This is a genomic window from Psychrobacter sp. APC 3279 (assembly GCF_030407795.1).
Lineage (GTDB): Bacteria > Pseudomonadota > Gammaproteobacteria > Pseudomonadales > Moraxellaceae > Psychrobacter.
In genome coordinates this window covers 50,826-68,570 of sequence record NZ_JASDCR010000008.1, presented here as the reverse complement: position 1 = coordinate 68,570, position 17,745 = coordinate 50,826, and the positions used below count along the sequence as shown (strand labels likewise).

The 17,745-nt window shown below is 43.2% G+C and carries 12 protein-coding genes; 4 read left to right on the top strand and 8 right to left on the bottom strand.

The features are described 5' to 3' along the window. The first annotated feature begins 145 nt into the window (after positions 1-145). Positions 146-1,681, top strand: a complete 1,536-nt coding sequence (gene purF / locus QL898_RS05715; RefSeq protein ID WP_101205374.1) for an amidophosphoribosyltransferase — start codon at positions 146-148, stop codon at positions 1,679-1,681. 119 nt (positions 1,682-1,800) lie between these two features. Here purF and QL898_RS05710 read toward each other — a convergent pair whose 3' ends face one another. The 6 genes from QL898_RS05710 to yajC form a co-directional block, all read right to left on the bottom strand. Beyond that, positions 1,801-2,160, bottom strand: coding sequence for an AzlD domain-containing protein (locus QL898_RS05710; protein ID WP_290176127.1), 360 nt, complete (start codon positions 2,158-2,160; stop codon positions 1,801-1,803). Continuing rightward, positions 2,150-2,881: an AzlC family ABC transporter permease gene (locus QL898_RS05705; protein WP_290176126.1), complete on the bottom strand. Its 732-nt coding sequence runs from the start codon at positions 2,879-2,881 to the stop codon at positions 2,150-2,152. The genes QL898_RS05710 and QL898_RS05705 overlap by 11 nt, the downstream gene beginning before the upstream one ends. A 125-nt stretch (positions 2,882-3,006) precedes the next feature. Next, complete coding sequence (locus QL898_RS05700) at positions 3,007-4,410, bottom strand: MATE family efflux transporter (RefSeq protein ID WP_290176125.1); 1,404 nt, start codon at positions 4,408-4,410, stop codon at positions 3,007-3,009. Positions 4,411-4,630: 220 nt separating this feature from the next. After that, positions 4,631-5,893 carry a protein translocase subunit SecF gene (gene secF, locus QL898_RS05695; protein WP_290176124.1) on the bottom strand — a complete coding sequence of 421 codons (1,263 nt, stop codon included), beginning with the start codon at positions 5,891-5,893 and terminating at the stop codon, positions 4,631-4,633. Positions 5,894-5,902: 9 nt separating this feature from the next. Beyond that, on the bottom strand, positions 5,903-7,780 hold the full coding sequence (secD, locus tag QL898_RS05690) for a protein translocase subunit SecD (RefSeq protein ID WP_101205370.1): 1,878 nt from the start codon (positions 7,778-7,780) through the stop codon (positions 5,903-5,905). Between the two features lie 378 nt (positions 7,781-8,158). After that, positions 8,159-8,488 (bottom strand): preprotein translocase subunit YajC, encoded by a 330-nt coding sequence (gene yajC / locus QL898_RS05685; RefSeq protein WP_057759529.1) that lies wholly within the window; start codon positions 8,486-8,488, stop codon positions 8,159-8,161. A gap of 547 nt (positions 8,489-9,035) precedes the next feature. Between yajC and QL898_RS05680 the strand changes: the two genes are divergently transcribed. The 3 genes from QL898_RS05680 to QL898_RS05670 all read left to right on the top strand — a co-directional run bounded on the left by QL898_RS05680 (position 9,036) and on the right by QL898_RS05670 (position 14,429). Continuing rightward, positions 9,036-10,334, top strand: coding sequence for a hemolysin family protein (locus QL898_RS05680; protein ID WP_290176170.1), 1,299 nt, complete (start codon positions 9,036-9,038; stop codon positions 10,332-10,334). 373 nt (positions 10,335-10,707) lie between these two features. Then, a complete protein-coding gene (locus QL898_RS05675) occupies positions 10,708-11,202 on the top strand; it encodes a hypothetical protein (RefSeq protein WP_101205368.1) in 495 nt (164 codons plus the stop codon). Between the two features lie 245 nt (positions 11,203-11,447). Beyond that, positions 11,448-14,429, top strand: a complete 2,982-nt coding sequence (locus tag QL898_RS05670; RefSeq protein WP_290176123.1) for a LysM peptidoglycan-binding domain-containing protein — start codon at positions 11,448-11,450, stop codon at positions 14,427-14,429. 163 nt (positions 14,430-14,592) lie between these two features. On the opposite strand, the gene QL898_RS05665 is transcribed toward QL898_RS05670, so the two are convergent. Next, the gene (locus tag QL898_RS05665; RefSeq protein ID WP_290176122.1) at positions 14,593-15,801 is read right to left on the bottom strand and encodes a transglycosylase SLT domain-containing protein; all 1,209 of its coding nucleotides are present in this window, start codon (positions 15,799-15,801) and stop codon (positions 14,593-14,595) included. 1,095 nt (positions 15,802-16,896) lie between these two features. Beyond that, a complete protein-coding gene (locus QL898_RS05660; RefSeq protein WP_290176120.1) occupies positions 16,897-17,721 on the bottom strand; it encodes a Nif3-like dinuclear metal center hexameric protein in 825 nt (274 codons plus the stop codon). Positions 17,722-17,745: the final 24 nt, after the last annotated feature.

Below are 17,745 nucleotides of genomic sequence, written 5' to 3'. Positions count from 1 at the left end.
ATAGATTATCGAAAAATCTCGTTAAGTTTCTTACAATATCATCAGGTTAGCGGCGTGCGACAGTGAATGGTTTTAGCAATATACTGTCGTTAAGTTTGCCGTTATTGTCGTACTAATGTATGAGTCAAAATAGGATATAGCTATTATGTGTGGAGTCATTGGAGTTGCAGCTCACGAACCAGTCAATCAGATTCTTTATGACGGTTTGACGATGCTACAGCATCGCGGGCAAGATGCAGCAGGTATTGTCACTTTGCAAGATGGGCGACTCTATCTACGTAAAGAAAATGGCATGGTACGTGACGTATTTATGAATCGTCATATGATGAAACTGGTTGGTAAGTTCGGTATTGGTCACGTTCGTTACCCGACAGCTGGTACTTCTAGCAGCGCTGAAGCTCAGCCATTCTATGTCAACTCACCGTATGGTATTACCCTTGCTCATAATGGTAACTTGACCAATGCTGAGAGTTTGGCCAAATCTTTGTACATCGAAGATCGCCGCCACCTTAATACTGACTCAGATTCTGAAGTACTGTTAAACGTACTGGCACATGAGATGCAGAATCTAGGCAAAACACATCCAACGGCTGATGATATCTTTGAAGCAGTAAAAGCTGTCTATAAACGCTGTGAAGGCGCTTATGGCGTTGTCGCTTTGATCACTGGTCATGGCTTACTTGCATTCCGCGATCCAAATGGTATCCGTCCACTTATCTTTGGTAAGCGTATGGCACCGAATGGCGGCACTGAATATATGGTTGCTTCTGAATCAGTTGCATTGACAGGTTCTGGTTTTACTATCGTTCGTGATGTAAAACCAGGCGAAGCGATCTTTATTGATTTAAACCATAAGCTACATACGCATCAGTGCGTCGAGCAAAAAGAATACACGCCTTGTATTTTTGAATATGTGTACTTTGCTCGTCCAGATTCGATTATGGACAATATCTCAGTTTATAAATCACGCCTACGCATGGGTGAGAAACTGGCAGATAAAATCCTTGCTGAATGGGGTGAGGATCATGATATCGACGTGGTCATTCCAATTCCAGATACCTCGCGTACTTCAGCGATGGAGCTGGCGCTAAAAATGAACGTCAAGTACCGTGAAGGGTTTATGAAAAACCGCTACATCGGTCGTACGTTTATTATGCCAGGTCAGCAACAGCGCAAGAAATCAGTTCGCCAGAAACTAAGTGCTGTGCCGCTAGAGTTCAAAGGCAAAAACGTACTGTTGGTTGATGATTCTATCGTTCGTGGTACGACCTGTCATGAAATTATTCAAATGGCACGAGATGCTGGTGCTAACAAGGTGTTTTTTGCTAGTGCTGCGCCACCAGTGAAATTTCCAAACGTATATGGCATCGATATGCCAGTACGTAGCGAGCTTATTGCCTCAGGCAATAGCGTTGAAGAAGTACGTGATATCATCGGCGCTGATCGTTTGATTTTCCAAGATTTGGATGATTTGATTGATGCGGTAAAAGATACCAAACACAGCCGAGTAGAAGGCTTTGATTGTGCGGTATTTAACGGCTGTTACATCACTGGTCAGATCAATGAAGCGTATCTTGATCACCTGCAAGAGCAGCGTAATGATACTGCCAAAACTGGTAAAAAAGGCGTACAGATAGTTGCTGATACCCCAGTTGATATGATGGGTGTAGAAGAGCTTTAAGCTAAATTAAAGCAATTATTTTCAGATAATAAAAAGCTAGATTCTAAATAGAATCTAGCTTCTTTATGTTTAAAATATCGCTAAGGGTACTGGCGTTTATATGAATGGGCGAAACAGTTTTAGCCCAAAAAACTGTTAAATAACCAAAACAGACCATTGATTGCTGCAATACCGACAACCATACTGACCAAAAGCTGACGGCTGATATGATAGATAAACAATACCAAAATAAGTGCACCGACTTGTGCCATTAATAGATGTAATTCAGTGTCGCTTAAAGCAACAGTCGTCGATAGGTCTTGATAGGAGAGGCTAGTCAAAATAAGCAGCACCATCACTGATAATGGCAAACTCTCATTTAATCGATGTAGCCAAGGTGTATCTAGCAGCTTTCTAGGTATCAGTGCTGGCAATGCACGAGTGATAAAGGTCACTGCTGCCATGGCAAGCGTGGCAAAAATAAGATAACTACTGGTCATAAGAGTCTCCCGTCTTTTGACGCTCTATCAAAAACCCCCGTACCAAGATCATAAACATACAGATAGTGATGGCTACTAGTAGCAACCAGTCACTGGTAAATAGCGAAGCAATGATTAAGCCAAGCACGGCAATACCAATCGGGAAGTAGCGTTTGATACTTTGAAATTGCTCATAAGCGAGAATTGCAAACAGACAAACCAACGCAAAATCTAAATTTGGCACCAAATCACTGAGCGTACTGCCAATCATTACGCCAACCGTACTCGCCAGTACCCACCAGCTTTGGTTAAATAGGCTGATAGGAAGTATCAGGGCTCGTCGTGACTCATTTGGTAAGCTTGTCATGATCGAAAAAGTCTCATCAGTCAAAGCGAACAGACAATACGTCTTGGCCAGCTTATTTTTTGGTAGATACTGTAATAACGGCATACCATAGAATACGTGGCGTAGATTAATCGCGGCAATATTGGTGGCGATACTGCCAATCGGTAGGCCAGCGCTCAGCATAGGCAGACAAGCGTACTGAGCTGCACCAGCATAGAGAACGATACTGAGCATAATCGTTGCCCATATCGGGATACCTGCTACCTGTGCGAGTACACCAAAGGCAATACCGGCAGGCAGATAGCCCATAGCAACTGGCAAGCTTTTCTTAAAGCCTTCAGTCCATTGATAGTGACTTTCAGGTTGATGACTTAGTTCATTTGAATGAGTATTCACACGATATCCTAAATTTTTCTTATGATATTTTTATAAATCTATTGATATAAAAATTATTGATTCAAACGGTATTGCTGCAAAATTAAAAAGTAAAAATTGATAGAAAAAATATAATATAAAATTAACTAAGCTTCAGGTTGTAGTTTCTCATAACTGCCAGTCTGATTGGCACGGTACAAAAACCCGCCTAGAATGACTAGTCTTAATAGTAATAGACACCACACGCTAAGCCAAATACCAGTCATATCCCATTGCTGATAGAGCAACCAGCTTAACGGGAAGAAAATAGCAGCCAGTATCAGCGCCGCATTACGGATCACGCTACCAGCCGTTAAACCAAAAAATATCCCATCTAGCCAATAGGCACCAACGCCGACAAGAGGCAATAATACAGCATATAAATGGTAATCATAGGCAAGGGCAAACACTGACTCAATATTGGTCATAAATCCTAAATATGTAGGCATTGCAAGCCACCAAATGGCGCTCAACATGATAGCAAGGCCATAACTAACCACGCCTGTACGCTTTATGATAATACGAAAACGTGGCCAATCGCGCCTTCCTGCAGCTTGTCCACTCAATGTTTCAGCAGAGACAGCGACACCATCTAAAGCGAAGGCAGATATACTTAATACTTGCAATAAAATAGCGTTAGCAGCCAGTATGACATCACCGCTTTGGGCAGACAGTCGAGTAATCCAAGCAAAGCTTAGCGTTAAGATAAGCGTACGTACAAAGATATCTTTGTTTAAAGAAAATAGCCTAAGCATTTTTTCTTTCGTAAAATACTGTCGATCCGCTTTGAATAATACAGACCACGATATTTTTAAATGTTGACGGCTCAACCACAGTGCCATCAGTATTCCAAACCAAAATGCAATAGTGGTTCCCAGTGCGACACCAGCCAATCCCATCTGCATTGCAAATACAAAAAACAGAGTCAGTACGATATTAAGTACGGCAATAAAACCCTGCTGATACAGCATATAACGGGTCTTACCTTGTCCTGCAAACCAACCAATAAATGCAAAATTCATCAGCTCTGCGATCACGCCCCAAAAGCGTACATCTAAGTAGGTTTTCGCCGCGCGTCCACTCTCAGGATTGGCTGACAATGTTTGTAAGCCAAAATCAATCAGCCATGGTTTTGCGAGTAGCAATATTGCTCCAATAACAAACGCCAATAGTAACGCGCGTTGCAAGATAGACAGCAAAGGCGTGGGCACTGATACGGCCGATGTATTGCTGTTATTAGCTAATTGTCCCAACGCCTGCGCAGCAAGCCCAGATGATGCATACTGCAAAAAGTTAAAGCTAACAAGCAATAGCGACAGCAGTTGTATGGCCAAACCCATGCCAGCAAGTTTCGCCGTGTCATTCATATTACCTACAATGGCCGTATCAATAACGCTCTGCAATGGCATGGCCAAATTGGCCAGTAGCACAGGCAATGCAATCGCGACAATACGCTTATAGCTTGTATCAATAGGTGGCATCGCGTGAGAAGTTGCGGAATTAGCTGACATGGGTGACTCGTTTATACGTGAACGATAAAGAGGTGTATTCGTAAAATGATAAGGAAGTACATTTAATATAAGAGACAAAATAGCTATAAAGACAAAAGCACCTAGACTCATTATTCATGAGTCAGGTGCTCTTATTTAAACGTTGTAGCTGTGCACTTAGTAGTTCTATAAAGATTGATAACACGCTAGTTCAACGTATCAATCTATCTAATATACCTTACTAGACGTTGTCTTGCTCAAACATTTTTGGATCGTTGAAAGTAACGATTTCTTCTTCAAACTCTGGTTTTACCTTTACGATAAAGTCATCACGCGACAGACCCATGCGCAGCGGAATCGAGCTGGCGATATAAGTCGATGAGTAAGTACCCGCAAGCAAACCGATGAATAGAGCTACTGAGAACCAGTATAATCCATCACCGCCCAAGAAGAGCATGGCTAGTACGACCAATAGAACAGTTGAGATGGTCATAATCGTACGGCGTAGCGTCTCGGTCAATGATAAATCAATCGTCTGTTCTGGCGTAATTCCGCGAACACGGCGGAAGTTTTCACGAATACGGTCATAGACAACGATGGTATCGTTCAATGAATAACCAATCAATGCCAATACAGCAGCCAATACCGTCAAATCAAACGGAAAGCCGAATAGTGCAAATACACCGATGGTTACGACAGCATCATGGAACAGTGACAGTACGGCACCTAGAGACAGTTTGAACTGAAAGCGTAGGGCAACATAGCCAAGCATACATACCAGTGCCAATACCAATGCCATGACTGAATTTAGATAAACCTCATTACCAACTTGGCTACCGATGATATTTACGTTGCTAATCGTAGCGGTGTTGCTAGGTAATGCCAATGCTTGCGTTAGATTTGCGCTTAGCCCATCGACGTTATCAGACTGAGGAGGTAGACGTACCAATAGCTCTTCACGAGTACCTAGATACTGTACAACCGCATCATCAAAGCCATTGTCTGCTAGTGCTTGTACAACAGCAACTTGCTCAACAGGCTGCTCATAGCGAACGTCTGCTGAGACACCACCAGTAAAATCAAGTCCTAAGTTCAGACCATTTACCGCGATAGCAATGATACTACCGATCACCATAAATAAAGATAGTAGTGCCATCGGCTTTTCTATCTTCATAAATGGAATGATACGCTGGTTGCCAACCGCTTTGATGCCACCTTCAGCGACAGCTGCGGCATCATCAGCGGCGTCACCTGATATTACGTCAGAATCAACAGCGGTAGACAGCGCTTGACTGTCCTTGGCATTTTGACCTTTACCTCCGCGATGACTAGGGCTTTTACCTGACTTTGCAGTAGTAGGATTATTGGTTTTAGTATTGCTACCTTTACCATCACGACGCGGTTTGTTACGGCGACGCGTACTTGCATTGGTCGTGTCACCGTTTGAGCCATTTCGATCAGGATTATTCTGCTGTTCTAAAGGGTTGTTATTATCGATCGCCATAATATTCTCCTAACCGATGCTCAGACTTTTGATGGATTTACGCTTACCATAAGCAATTTGTACCAGTGCACGTGTCACCAAAATTGCAGTGAATAGCGAGCTGACAATACCAATAGCTAGCGTAATCGCAAAGCCTTTAATCGGACCAGTACCAATCGCAAATAGGATAAACGCGACCAATAAGGTTGTAATGTTGGCATCAAAGATACTACTAAATGCTCGGTCAAAACCTGCCACGATGGCTGATTTTGGCCGGACACCATTGGCAATCTCTTCTCGTATTCGCTCAAAAATCAGTACGTTGGCATCAACTGCCATACCAATGGTCAAAACGATACCTGCGATACCAGGTAGGGTAAGTGATGAACCCAAAATTGACATAATGGCAATGATAATAATAACGTTAACAGCTAGCGCAACGTTGGCAATCACACCAAACAAACGATAGAAGATAATCATAAACGCGAAGACTAATAGATAGCCGACCTGCGTAGAGAACAATCCTTTATCAATGTTTTCTTGACCGAGTGATGGACCAATAGTGCGCTCTTCTACGAAGTACATCGGTGCAGCAAGTGCGCCCGAGCGTAGCAATAGCGCAAGCTCAGCTGCTTCAGCACTACTATCTAGACCAGTAATACGGAATGATGAACCCAATACCGCTTGAATGTTGGCGCGGTTGATAACCTTTGTTTCAGCGTAAGGTGTGCGTACTTCAGTTGTCTCACCAGTCGCTGGATCTTCTTCGTAAGTGATTCTTTGTTTGTTTTCAATGAACAATACAGCCATCTGTTGACCAACCGCTGTACGTGTAGCGTTCTGCATGAGCTTGCCGCCCGCACTGTCCAAGGTAATACTTACTTCAGGTAGACCACTTTCATCCAAGCCAGTTTGTGCGTTGGTTACTTTGTCCCCGGTGACGATCGCTTGACGATCTAACAATACAGGAGGACCATCAAGTGTTTCGAATGGGAATGCTTCTGTGCCCGCTGGAGGTATGCCACCAGTATAAGTGTCAGCATCTTCTGCCACCATACGGAACTCAAGGTTTGCAGTACGACCAAGTACACGTTTTGCTTCAGCAGTATCTTGTACACCAGGTAGCTCAACGACGATACGGCTAGCGCCTTGCGACTGTACCAAAGCTTCGGTAACACCCAGCTCAGCAATACGGTTACGTAGAGTCGTCAAGTTCTGGTTGACCGCGTAGCTATTGATTTCGTCAAGTGTCGCATCGTTATACGATAAGACCAATGCAGGACCTTGATCATCAATAGAAGACTGCAAGTTAAACGTATTGCTCATCGAGCCTTGTAATACGTTTTGGGCACGGTTACGAGTATCAGTATCAGCAAAATGCAATACCACGCCGCGATCTTCGGTTTTGATACCTTTGATTGCTACTCGCTCAGCACGTAGCTCACGTCGCATATCACGACTGGCGCTGGTCAAACGCTGTTCAAGCGCCTTGTCCATATCGACTTCGAGTACAAAGCGTACACCACCACGCAAATCGAGACCAAGCTTCATCGGTCTTGCACCGATATCGCGTAGCCACTGCGGGGTAGTCTGTGCTAGGTTAAGGGCAACGACATAGTCTTCGCCCAAGTTTTGACGTAGCACTTCTTGCGCTTTTAGCTGATCGACTGGGTTATTGAGGCGTACCAGCGCGCTGTTGCCCTCAAACGTACCATCGTGGTTATCTAGACCTGCCTCTTCGAGTAAGCTTTGAGACTCGGTTAAGATGCCTTCAGATAGCTGAGTTCCTGCGGCTGCGCTCGTAATCTGCACAGCAGGTTCGTCAGGGTAAAGGTTGGGGGCAGCATATAGACCGGCAACGAGTAGCACGACGGCAATTAGTAAGTATTTCCAAGCGGGATATTGCATAATCACTTCTTTAAGTTGATAAACGACTGGCGACGTAGGCCACAAGTTAGCAGATGGGAAGTTAGCGATAGCAACGGTCGAGTGCTATGTTCAGCAGCCGTCATCATGCACCATTGCGATCATCCGCGATGATAGTAACGCATAAAACAGTAAAGCAAATAATACAGATGTCTGTTTATCTGGTCACCAAAAATCATATGGCTGACTTGGATAAAGATAGGACATCTAAACAGTAAGCTTAATTTATATAGCAATTTTACCTTACTGCGCTAATAGCGAAAAATGACCGTAAATCATATACGGTCATTTTTTAGTCATTACATTCGTTAATGTGACGACTATTGAGTATTCACTAATAAAAGCGAGTGAACATTCTAATTAGACGCTTTCGATCGTGCCAGCAGGCAATACTGAAATAACAGAAGCACGTTGTACTTTGACGTCAGTATTGTTGTTTAGGCTCACGACGGCGTAATCGCCTTCGATTGCTTTGATACGACCCATTAAACCACCAGCAAAAATGATTTCACTACCAACGGTCAATGCGTTAACCATGGCACGGTGCTCTTTGGTACGCTTAGACTGCGGGCGAATGACCAAGAAGTAAAAAATCGCAAAAAACGCAACAGGCAGTAAAATCTGACCGAATAGACCTGCAGCACCTGCAGTCTCTGGTGCAGCATGGGCAGCTTGAATAAATAAGCTCATAATATCTCTCAGTAAGTCATAGACAATAATAAAATTAGACGCATAGTAACAAAAAATCCCAGACTTGGTAACTGTTAATCATAGGCTGAGCGTGTTTTTCTTAGCGCAAGGCATACTATCAGCCAACGGATAGGACAACAATGTTTTTACTACATTCAGATAACCTATATAAAGCGTCAGGCTAAATAGCTGTCATGAATTGGCTAGTAAAGATGTCGTCATACAACCGTTAATAGTAGGGCAATAAAAGTCATCAAAAAACAAAAACTTAAAAATGGTGACTTATTGTGAAATGGTATCATCAATGCTACTATCAAATGGCAATAATTGCCTGTATTTAGTATGCTATATATTCAACCATATTACGGCTTTTTGAAGCTTAGTATAGCTTTGAAATAGCGATTAAATCAGCTTTGAGTAACTATTTATACGATAGACAGATGCATTCTATTGCTTTATTAACAGTACTCTGAAAATCGATATAAATTGCTCATGACATTATCTTCCTTTTACTCTTTTTAGGTTACCTAACTTGTTCACCACTTTTATGTTTGTACCTCGTTTATGTCGTCCGCGCGCCCATCGTAAAGACGCATCTGCAGAACCTCCCCCGAGAATGACTACTAGTTCTCGATTTGGTTATACTTCTTTTTCGGCACTATCTGCATTAGCAATATTTATGCTACCGCAGGCAGTGTGGGCAGCTGGTGCTGTATCAACATCCAGTGAGGCGGCAGCACCAACTGCGCTTAGCGTTTCTTTATTGATATTTTTTGTCTTACTCGCTATTGGCGTCTCTTTTGTCTGTTCATTAGCAGAGTCTGTTTTGCTGAGCATGACGCCATCGTTTATTGCAGATGTGCAAGAGACCAGTCCCAAAAAAGCAGAAATGCTTAAAAGCCTAAAAGTAGACAATATCGACCAGTCACTAGCTGCTATTTTAACGTTAAATACCGTTGCTCATACACTCGGCTCTATCGGTGCGGGTGCACAGGCCACAATCGTCTTTGGTAGTGCGTGGTTTGGTCTGTTTTCCGCCCTCATGACGCTTGCTATCTTGTTCTTGTCTGAGATTATCCCAAAAACTTTGGGTACGGTTTACTGGCGTCAACTAAGTGGTTTGGTTGCGTACTTCGTTCGTGGCATCATCATGCTACTATACCCGTTAATCTGGTTCTCAGAGCGTCTGACAAAACTATTGGTACGCGGTAAAGAGCCGCAAACATTTAGCCGCCGCGAGTTTGCTGCTCTTGCTAGTATCGGTGAAGAGTCAGGACAAATTGACCCACTAGAGTCGCGTATCATTCGTAACTTGCTCGCGTTTGGCGCTATTAAAGTCGAAGATATCATGACCCCGCGCTCAGTGATGCTCGCATTCGAAGAGAACAAAACTGTTGCTGAGCTATTGGTTGATCGTCCAAAGCTGACGTTTTCTCGCTTGCCAATCTATGATGGTGACCTAGATAACATTACAGGCTTTGTCCTAAAAACGGACATGTTACTGGCTAAAGTTAACCATGCTATGCACAAGCCGTTAACGCAGTTTCAACGAGACATCACTTTTGTTTTCTCTAAAATGAAGCTGTTTGACTTGTTAGAGTTGATGCTAAAAAATCGTATTCATATTGCGATTACAGTGGGTGAATATGGTGAAGTTAAAGGGCTTGTCACGTTAGAAGATGTGTTTGAGACATTGTTGGGTCTTGAGATTGTCGATGAAATTGACCGTGTTGAAGACATGCAAGCGTTAGCACGTCAGATGATGGATAGACGGGTAGAGCGTTTGGGCATGAAGCTCAGCGATGATGAGCAGTATGAAGACAGTAACAGCGAACCTAAGTCCTAACGAAGCCAAACTCTAACGTTGACAGTTTAACCATAAGTATTGATGGTTCTAAAGATTGATGGTTTAAAAATGGTCAGCTCATTATGGGCTGACTATCAAGCTAGATCTACAAAGTATCACAAAGCATATAGTTATTATGGCTAGAATCTGCAGCATAAAATCTTAAGATTATTTGATTTGATAGCTTGGGTTTTTATTCGCAATAATTACACAGGGTGTCACATGGCTGTGAGAATTCGATGATAGGCTCGGCATAGGATATGAGTATACTTATATAGATATATCTATACAGATACACTGCCAAAATAAATGATAAAAGAGCGTTAATCGTCACTATATGACACTAACGAAAAAAATATCGCTAAGGATTATCATGAAAAAATTATTGGGAAATAGGCTATTAGCTCTATTGGTGAAAAGCGCCAGCATCACTGCAATCGTAGCAGTAGCCAGCACTATCAGTATCAATGCACAAGCGGCAACTATGACCGAAGATTTGGTACAGAACTATGCCGCCGCAATGAAAGCATCAGCGAATAGCCAGAGCATCAATCAGGTATCGCGCCTTGTTTCAGATGACGCGCTTATTTCTTTATCTAGAAAAGGTAAATCTACCAGTTTAGATAAAGATGCGTACTTAAAGCTGCTTCAAAACAGTTGGAATGATACGTCTAATTATCGCTATGATATTTCGGTAGATAATGTGGTGATTACTGGTTCACAAGCCAAAGCCAATGTGACGACCAATGAGAGCTGGGTAAAAAATGGTCAGCAAGTATCATTTGTCACCACATCTCGTGTGACCTTGACCTTGTCTACTGGTAATGCAGTGCTTTTGCGCGCAGTATCACAGGTGGCTATTAATTAAGTCGCTATTGACCAAACAAGACTCAAAATACAATAGGTAACATAAGCAATAGCTGATCGAGCTAGCTGCGATTTCGACCTATAAAAAGTCTTAGTTGGCTAATAATAGTCATTACTTAGTTTTATAGGCTACTTGAGCTTCTATTATTATCTTTTATATTAGGCTAGTCTTTGCTTTACATTGCATACTATACTATCCATCAACTTTATCTTATTAATTTCTGTCGTTAGGAAACCTCCAATATCATGTCTACTGTGCTATCACATTCTCGCTCATTTATTGCGTTGCCATTGACGCTTGCGGTATCCACTTTACTGATTAGTGCGTGTAGCAATACATCAGCGGTAAAAAACAAAGGTGCGACCAATAGCTCATCTGTCATCACCAAAAGTCCTGCCAGTCAAGGGGCTAATACAGGTAGTGCAGACTATTCAACTGCGTTTTTGGACGCAGAGAGCTTGGATGAATTGGCTGACCTGTTAGAAGCCACTGATATGACCATGGTAGAAGGCAACCAGCTTGCTATTCAGCAATATGGTGATTTGTGGAATCGTCTACGTGCAGGCTACCGCATGAATGGTGGTAAGCCAATCTATAATCAGCGTATTGAAGGTCAGAAAAGCTGGTTTACCAGTAGACAGGATTACCTCAATCGTCTAACTGCACGTGCCAGTCGTTATATCTATCATACGGTACGTGAGGCAGAGCGTCGCAATATCCCAACAGAGCTTGCCTTGTTGCCAGTTATCGAGAGCTCTTACGATCCAAGTGGTACGAGTAGTGCAGCAGCTGCGGGCTTATGGCAGTTTATTCCAAGTACAGGCCGTATCTATGGTTTGAACCAAAGTAGCACTTATGATGGTCGCCGTGATGTTATTGAGTCGACACGTGCTGCCTATGACTTTTTGACAGCATTGCACAACCAATTCGGTAGTTGGGAGCTAGCATTGGCTGCTTATAACGCTGGACCTGGCCGTGTACAGAAAGCAATCGATGCCAACGCAGCGCGCGGACTACCAACAGACTATTGGTCACTTCAACTGCCGACTGAAACGATGAACTATGTGCCGCGTTTCTTAGCCGTAGCTGAAATCGTTGCCAAGCCTGAGCAGTATGGTGTGTATCTACCAGCTATCGCTAACCGCCAGCATTTCCGTAGTGTACCTGTTAACTACGGTGTGAGTTTGGCAGAAGTATCACAGTTAACTGGCGTTAGCTATGATGAGTTAGAGCGCCTAAACACTGCACTGACATCAGGCCGCGTTGACTCTTCAGGTCCGCAGCGTGTCATCATTCCTAACGACGTCAGTCTCAATGCCGATGCCAAATTAAGTGGGCTCAGAGGTAACGGTACAGGCAATGTGCTCGCCTCAAGCAACGCAGGTAGCTCAAGTACGACAGCGACCACGCCAAGCTATAATAACAAACCATATACTGCCTCATCACTGCCATCTACTGGTAGTGCATTGGCCGATTATGCAGCTAGCGCAAGTGTACCTCAGCAGACTACCAGCTATATCTCACCGTCTGCGTCACCAACTAGCAGCTCGGTATACAGTGGCAATTCCTCAGCTCGTACTGAGCCACCACTGACCACTGCAGAGACTAACAAGATCAATGCTGAACTTAAGAGTAGTAACAGTCTACCAACTACCTCAGCTCAGATTACTCAGAACAATACGATTGTCCAAGAGCCACCGCTTAGCAAAGAAGAGCGTGATTTTATTGCCAATCAAATCCGTAGAAACACATCTGAGACCAATGTCATCAATGCGGATGGCAATATTAATCTATCAGCCGTACAGACGCAGCAGTCTATCTTAGAAGCGAGTGGTGCAGAGAAGAAACTTAGCTTTGCCAAAACTTCAGTAAGTAAGCCAAAACCACAGGGCACGCGTACCACTTATACGGTAAAACGTGGTGATACGCTTTCGAACATTGCGAGTCGAGCAGGGGTTAGCTGGCGTGATATCGCAGAATGGAACCAGATAGATGCTAGTGCCAATCTGCTATCTGGCAGCACGTTATATTTATATAATGCTAAGACCATCGAGCCATTAAGCACTGCTAATAACGCCGCCGCTAGTCAGCCTGACAGTTATATTGTACAAGGTGGTGATACGCTTATCGGTACGGCCAATCGTTTTGGATTATCGGTTACTCAGCTAGCCAGCTACAACAACTTGAGCAGCCGTGCTGATCTGCTCAGAGGTCAAAAATTATGGCTTATACCGGGTAAAGTGACTGCGCCTGCGACAACACCTGCCGCGCCTTCTACTAAGCCGAGTAAATCAAGCACCGCGACCAAAAACTATAAAGTGAAAGCAGGGGACGGATTAATTGCATTGGCACGTCAATTCAACGTGTCGACAGATACTTTAGCCAGACTCAACGGCATCAACAGCACAAGTTCGCTATATGTTGGTCAGACGCTTAAAGTTCCAGCCAGTGTTGATTTTGATACTGCAAGCAATAGTAGTAGTAACAGCTCAAGCTCGGTCGCGACCACCAATTACAAAGTAAAATCAGGTGATACGCTGATTGGCATTGCAAACAGCATCGGAGTTAGTGCAACAGAAATTGCTGCAGTAAACAGCAATTTTGATGCAAAGGCTCGCCTGCAACGTGGTCAAACGATTAAAGTACCTGCTTCTAAAGAATTGGTCGATCGTCAGTTAAATGACAAAGCGGTCAGCTACAAAGTAAAATCAGGTGATACGCTAACGGGTGTTGCTAAACGTTACAACATTGGCTTAAGCGATTTGGCATCAGCGAATAACTTGAATACCAACTCGAATCTGATACTGGGCCGTACTATTACCATCCCTGCTAGCGGCAGTGTGGCAAGTGCATCTAGTAGCAGCCAAAGCAGCAGCTCTGCTAGTAGCAGCAGTAATAGCTCAGTAAGCAGTGGTACGAAATTAGGTAACACTGAAAGCTACAAAGTTAAATCTGGCGATGGCCTAATTGCTCTAGCACGTCAGTTTGGCATATCGGTAGAGGATTTGGCAGCGACCAATGATCTAGCGACTAATGCACAGCTACAACGCGGCCAAACGCTTAAAGTACCAAAAGCGACAGTAAGCTATACGGTTGGTTCGGGCGATAGCCTGATTGGTCTAGCACGTAAATATGGTGTCTCAACTCAAGAGCTGGCTGATATGAACAATATTGCCGCTGATACTATGTTGCAGCGTGGTCAGCGTCTGACTGTACCTAATCGTTAACGAATAAGATATTAATGGATACCGTTTAAATAAGACGTCATTAATATTAACTATGAATCGTATCGCACAAAAAAGCTGCTCTTTATAAGAGCAGCTTTTTTATTTAATAAGAATAAATTACTGTAAAAAATTAGCTTGCGAACCGTCTAGTAATAGCTACGAATTAGACCATCTGAGTTTTAATAGTCTCAAGATAGCTTCGGATATTACTGACATAATGCATCGCTTGCCCGTAGCGGCTATTCGATGCTCTATTATCTGCTAAATAAGCATAGACGTTCGCCCAGCTCTTATCATCGATACCTTGAGCTCGTAGTTCGCGTTGGATTCTTTTTACCGCATTGGGACCCATGTTATAACCTGCAAGGGCAAACCAGATACGGTCAGTTTTGGGCACGTCAGAGAAGTCTGCTTTCACTTGCTCTAGATAGCGCGCACCGCCACCAATACTTTGGTAAGGATCAACACGGTCTGAGACGCCCATCGCTTTTGCAGTGTTGTTGGTCAGCATCATTAACCCGCGTACGCCAGTCGGCGACACAGCATTGGCATCAAGATGCGATTCTTGATAACCCATCGCGACCAATAGTTCCCAATCGTGATTATAATTACGTGCTTGCTCTTCAAACGAAGACTGATAGTCCGGTAATTTTTCCGTTAAGGTTCTCTGGAAATGATCCTGACTATAGGCATCTTTAAGCAAGTTTTGATTGTAGAATGCAGCAAGTTTCTGTGTGTTTTTTAGCTTGACGCTATCGCACAAAAAGTAACTGGCCTTTCTTGATAGTGGGTCATTGGATGAGCTAAACGTCCAACTTACCTTAGGATGTAGACCATTCTTAGTCAGACTAGAGTCATAACCACAGCTGACATTGATAGACGATAGGTTCAGCTGGCTTTTTAGCTTGGTGCTAGCCGTAGTCAACGCCATGTCAGCGTTGCCAGTTCTTAGTGCTTTTAGCGCTGCTTCTTCACTGGCATAGGCTTTTAGATTGATATCGACACCGAGCTCGTCGGCATAAGTGCGCACCAGATCAAACCCAAAACCATGTTGGAAGCCATCGGTAGCAAAGTAAGTGCTATCGCCTGGTACCGCAGCAATGGTCAAAGTGTTTTCCAGCATGACATTGTCATAGGCTGGTACCGATGTATTCATGGTCGTCAGGCTCTCAGCAGGTAGAGAGAGCATAGCGATGCTAGAGATTTGTGCCAGCTTCTTGGTTCTGGCAAAACGATTAGACGCAATAGGGGTAACGGATGAAACGATGTTACTTTTGGTGTTTAGTAGGCGTTTAGATGGACGCAGTAAATAAGAAATACGGCGTTTGGCCCCTTGCGCAGATACTTTTACACGATAAGTAATACGCTGCATGGATGTCTCCTGATTTTAGCCATCCTTCTTACCGTAAAAACACGTATAAATATATGTGCATAATATTGACATATATCGATATCGTATCTTAAATAGAGCGGCATTTTTAATAGGATAAATGCCGCTCTATCTTGTTTGACTATAGCGCCACTAGCATACTCTCTCTAAGAGTTAGTGGGATAGTTTGTCGTCAGCCAGCTATCGATATGTCATAAAAACGTTCTAAATAGTATTTATAAGTACTGGTTTAAAATACTGAACGCACAACGACGCGAAGGATATAAATCAGATGATTCCTTCATCGATAACTAAATATGGCTAGTGGCCAAACAACTATATATCAAACATAGGTAAGGTCATGATTAAGTTATTGAGACAAAGACATAGCTTGAAACACTGATGTAAGGATTTGCCAATGAGGCAAATACATTCATCTGTTTTAACTATGCTAACTTTGATGGCTGGCTATACTTTGAATCACTAATATTAAGTTACTAGTAATAGGATAGCTGGCTACTAAGGTTGTTTGTCCAGCGATGAGGATAAGCAAAATAACCAGAATTGATAGTTTATAGCGGTCTATCAAACTGACTATGTCAAACCGTCATCGCGACACGAAAAATAAAAAAATACCATGTCGCTAACATACATAGTGCAAACATAGTATTTCAATGGGTAGCGGTTTAAAATCTTATCGCTGATATAGCATGATAAAGTCTTAAACAACTACCAGCATTATTTTAGTGCCATAACCGGAAGCTGTAATAATGGGAAGTTTCATGACAAAACGTTCTTTCTTACGGGTAGTAATATGCGGTTACTAATTGCATTATTCAAGTGGAGTTAAGAAAAAAGCGATAAAACTTAACAATTAAGATATAAACGGTTAATTTTCCAGATATTTGGTACATAACAATCAAAAATAGAATAACAAAGTTTAAATGGTAGTCAAACTAGACTTTATGCTTATGGTGTGACGATAGCTGTTAGCAAGTCTAGTTTGGCTTTTGAGCTATCATTTTCTCTACAAGTTTTTCTCTGCAAATTTTTCTCTATAAATGACAACCGTTTAAACTAATAATTTAAGTGGCTACCTTATGCTGGATTTTCGATATCGATAAAAGTAACTGGTAGACCGAATTTTTGAGCGACTATCTCTCCTAACGCCTGAATACCGCCACGCTCCGTTGCATGATGACCACAAGCAAAATAGTCAATCCCAAGCTCGCGCGCGCTATGCGTGGTACGCTCAGATATCTCACCAGAGATAAACGCATCACAGCCCATAGTAGCTGCTTGCTCAATCATATCCTGCGCACCGCCCGTACATATACCCACACGTTCGATCAGCCTGCCATTTGTCTGAGCAGAGGCGTCTGCATGATACTCAGCTGAAATATGTAATGGCGCGCGACCTAAAGCTTGAGTAATGGTGGCAATGAGATCGTCAGCACTCTGCGGTGTGCAAGTGGCGATATTGCCTACAGGATGTGACTCGGTAGGATAGAGCGCACCAGTAATCGTCAGGCCGAGCATGTCAGCAAGTTTTGCGTTGTTGCCAGAGATTGGGTGTGCATCAAGCGGTAAATGATAGCCAATCATAGAAATACCGTGTTGCATCAGCTTGCGCACGCGTCGACCTTTCATCCCAGTGAGCGTAGCAGGTTCACCTTTCCAGAAGTATCCATGATGCACCATAATCGCATCGGCATTGTCAGCGATCGCAGCATCTATCAAGGCTTCACAAGCCGTGACACCAGTAACGATACGTTGAATCGGACGTCCACCATCGACTTGTAGGCCATTTGGCGCATAGTCTTTGAATGCACTGGTAGATAAGTAGTCATCACAGAACTGTGTCAACGCCTGAGCGCTAATGCTTTGAGTGTTCGATTCAGCTGTCGTATGATTTGCAGTCATTATGTTTTCCTGTCATCAATAAAG

Bases quoted from the DNA above. Each gene is read 5' to 3' on its own strand.
- purF (WP_101205374.1), top strand. From the start codon at position 146: ATGTGTGGAGTCATTGGAGTTGCAGCTCACGAACCAGTCAATCAGATT.
- QL898_RS05710 (WP_290176127.1), bottom strand. From the start codon at position 2,160: ATGACCAGTAGTTATCTTATTTTTGCCACGCTTGCCATGGCAGCAGTG.
- QL898_RS05700 (WP_290176125.1), bottom strand. From the start codon at position 4,410: ATGTCAGCTAATTCCGCAACTTCTCACGCGATGCCACCTATTGATACA.
- secF (WP_290176124.1), bottom strand. From the start codon at position 5,893: ATGGCGATCGATAATAACAACCCTTTAGAACAGCAGAATAATCCTGAT.
- secD (WP_101205370.1), bottom strand. From the start codon at position 7,780: ATGCAATATCCCGCTTGGAAATACTTACTAATTGCCGTCGTGCTACTC.
- yajC (WP_057759529.1), bottom strand. From the start codon at position 8,488: ATGAGCTTATTTATTCAAGCTGCCCATGCTGCACCAGAGACTGCAGGT.
- QL898_RS05680 (WP_290176170.1), top strand. From the start codon at position 9,036: ATGTTTGTACCTCGTTTATGTCGTCCGCGCGCCCATCGTAAAGACGCA.
- QL898_RS05675 (WP_101205368.1), top strand. From the start codon at position 10,708: ATGAAAAAATTATTGGGAAATAGGCTATTAGCTCTATTGGTGAAAAGC.
- QL898_RS05670 (WP_290176123.1), top strand. From the start codon at position 11,448: ATGTCTACTGTGCTATCACATTCTCGCTCATTTATTGCGTTGCCATTG.
- QL898_RS05665 (WP_290176122.1), bottom strand. From the start codon at position 15,801: ATGCAGCGTATTACTTATCGTGTAAAAGTATCTGCGCAAGGGGCCAAA.
- QL898_RS05660 (WP_290176120.1), bottom strand. From the start codon at position 17,721: ATGACTGCAAATCATACGACAGCTGAATCGAACACTCAAAGCATTAGC.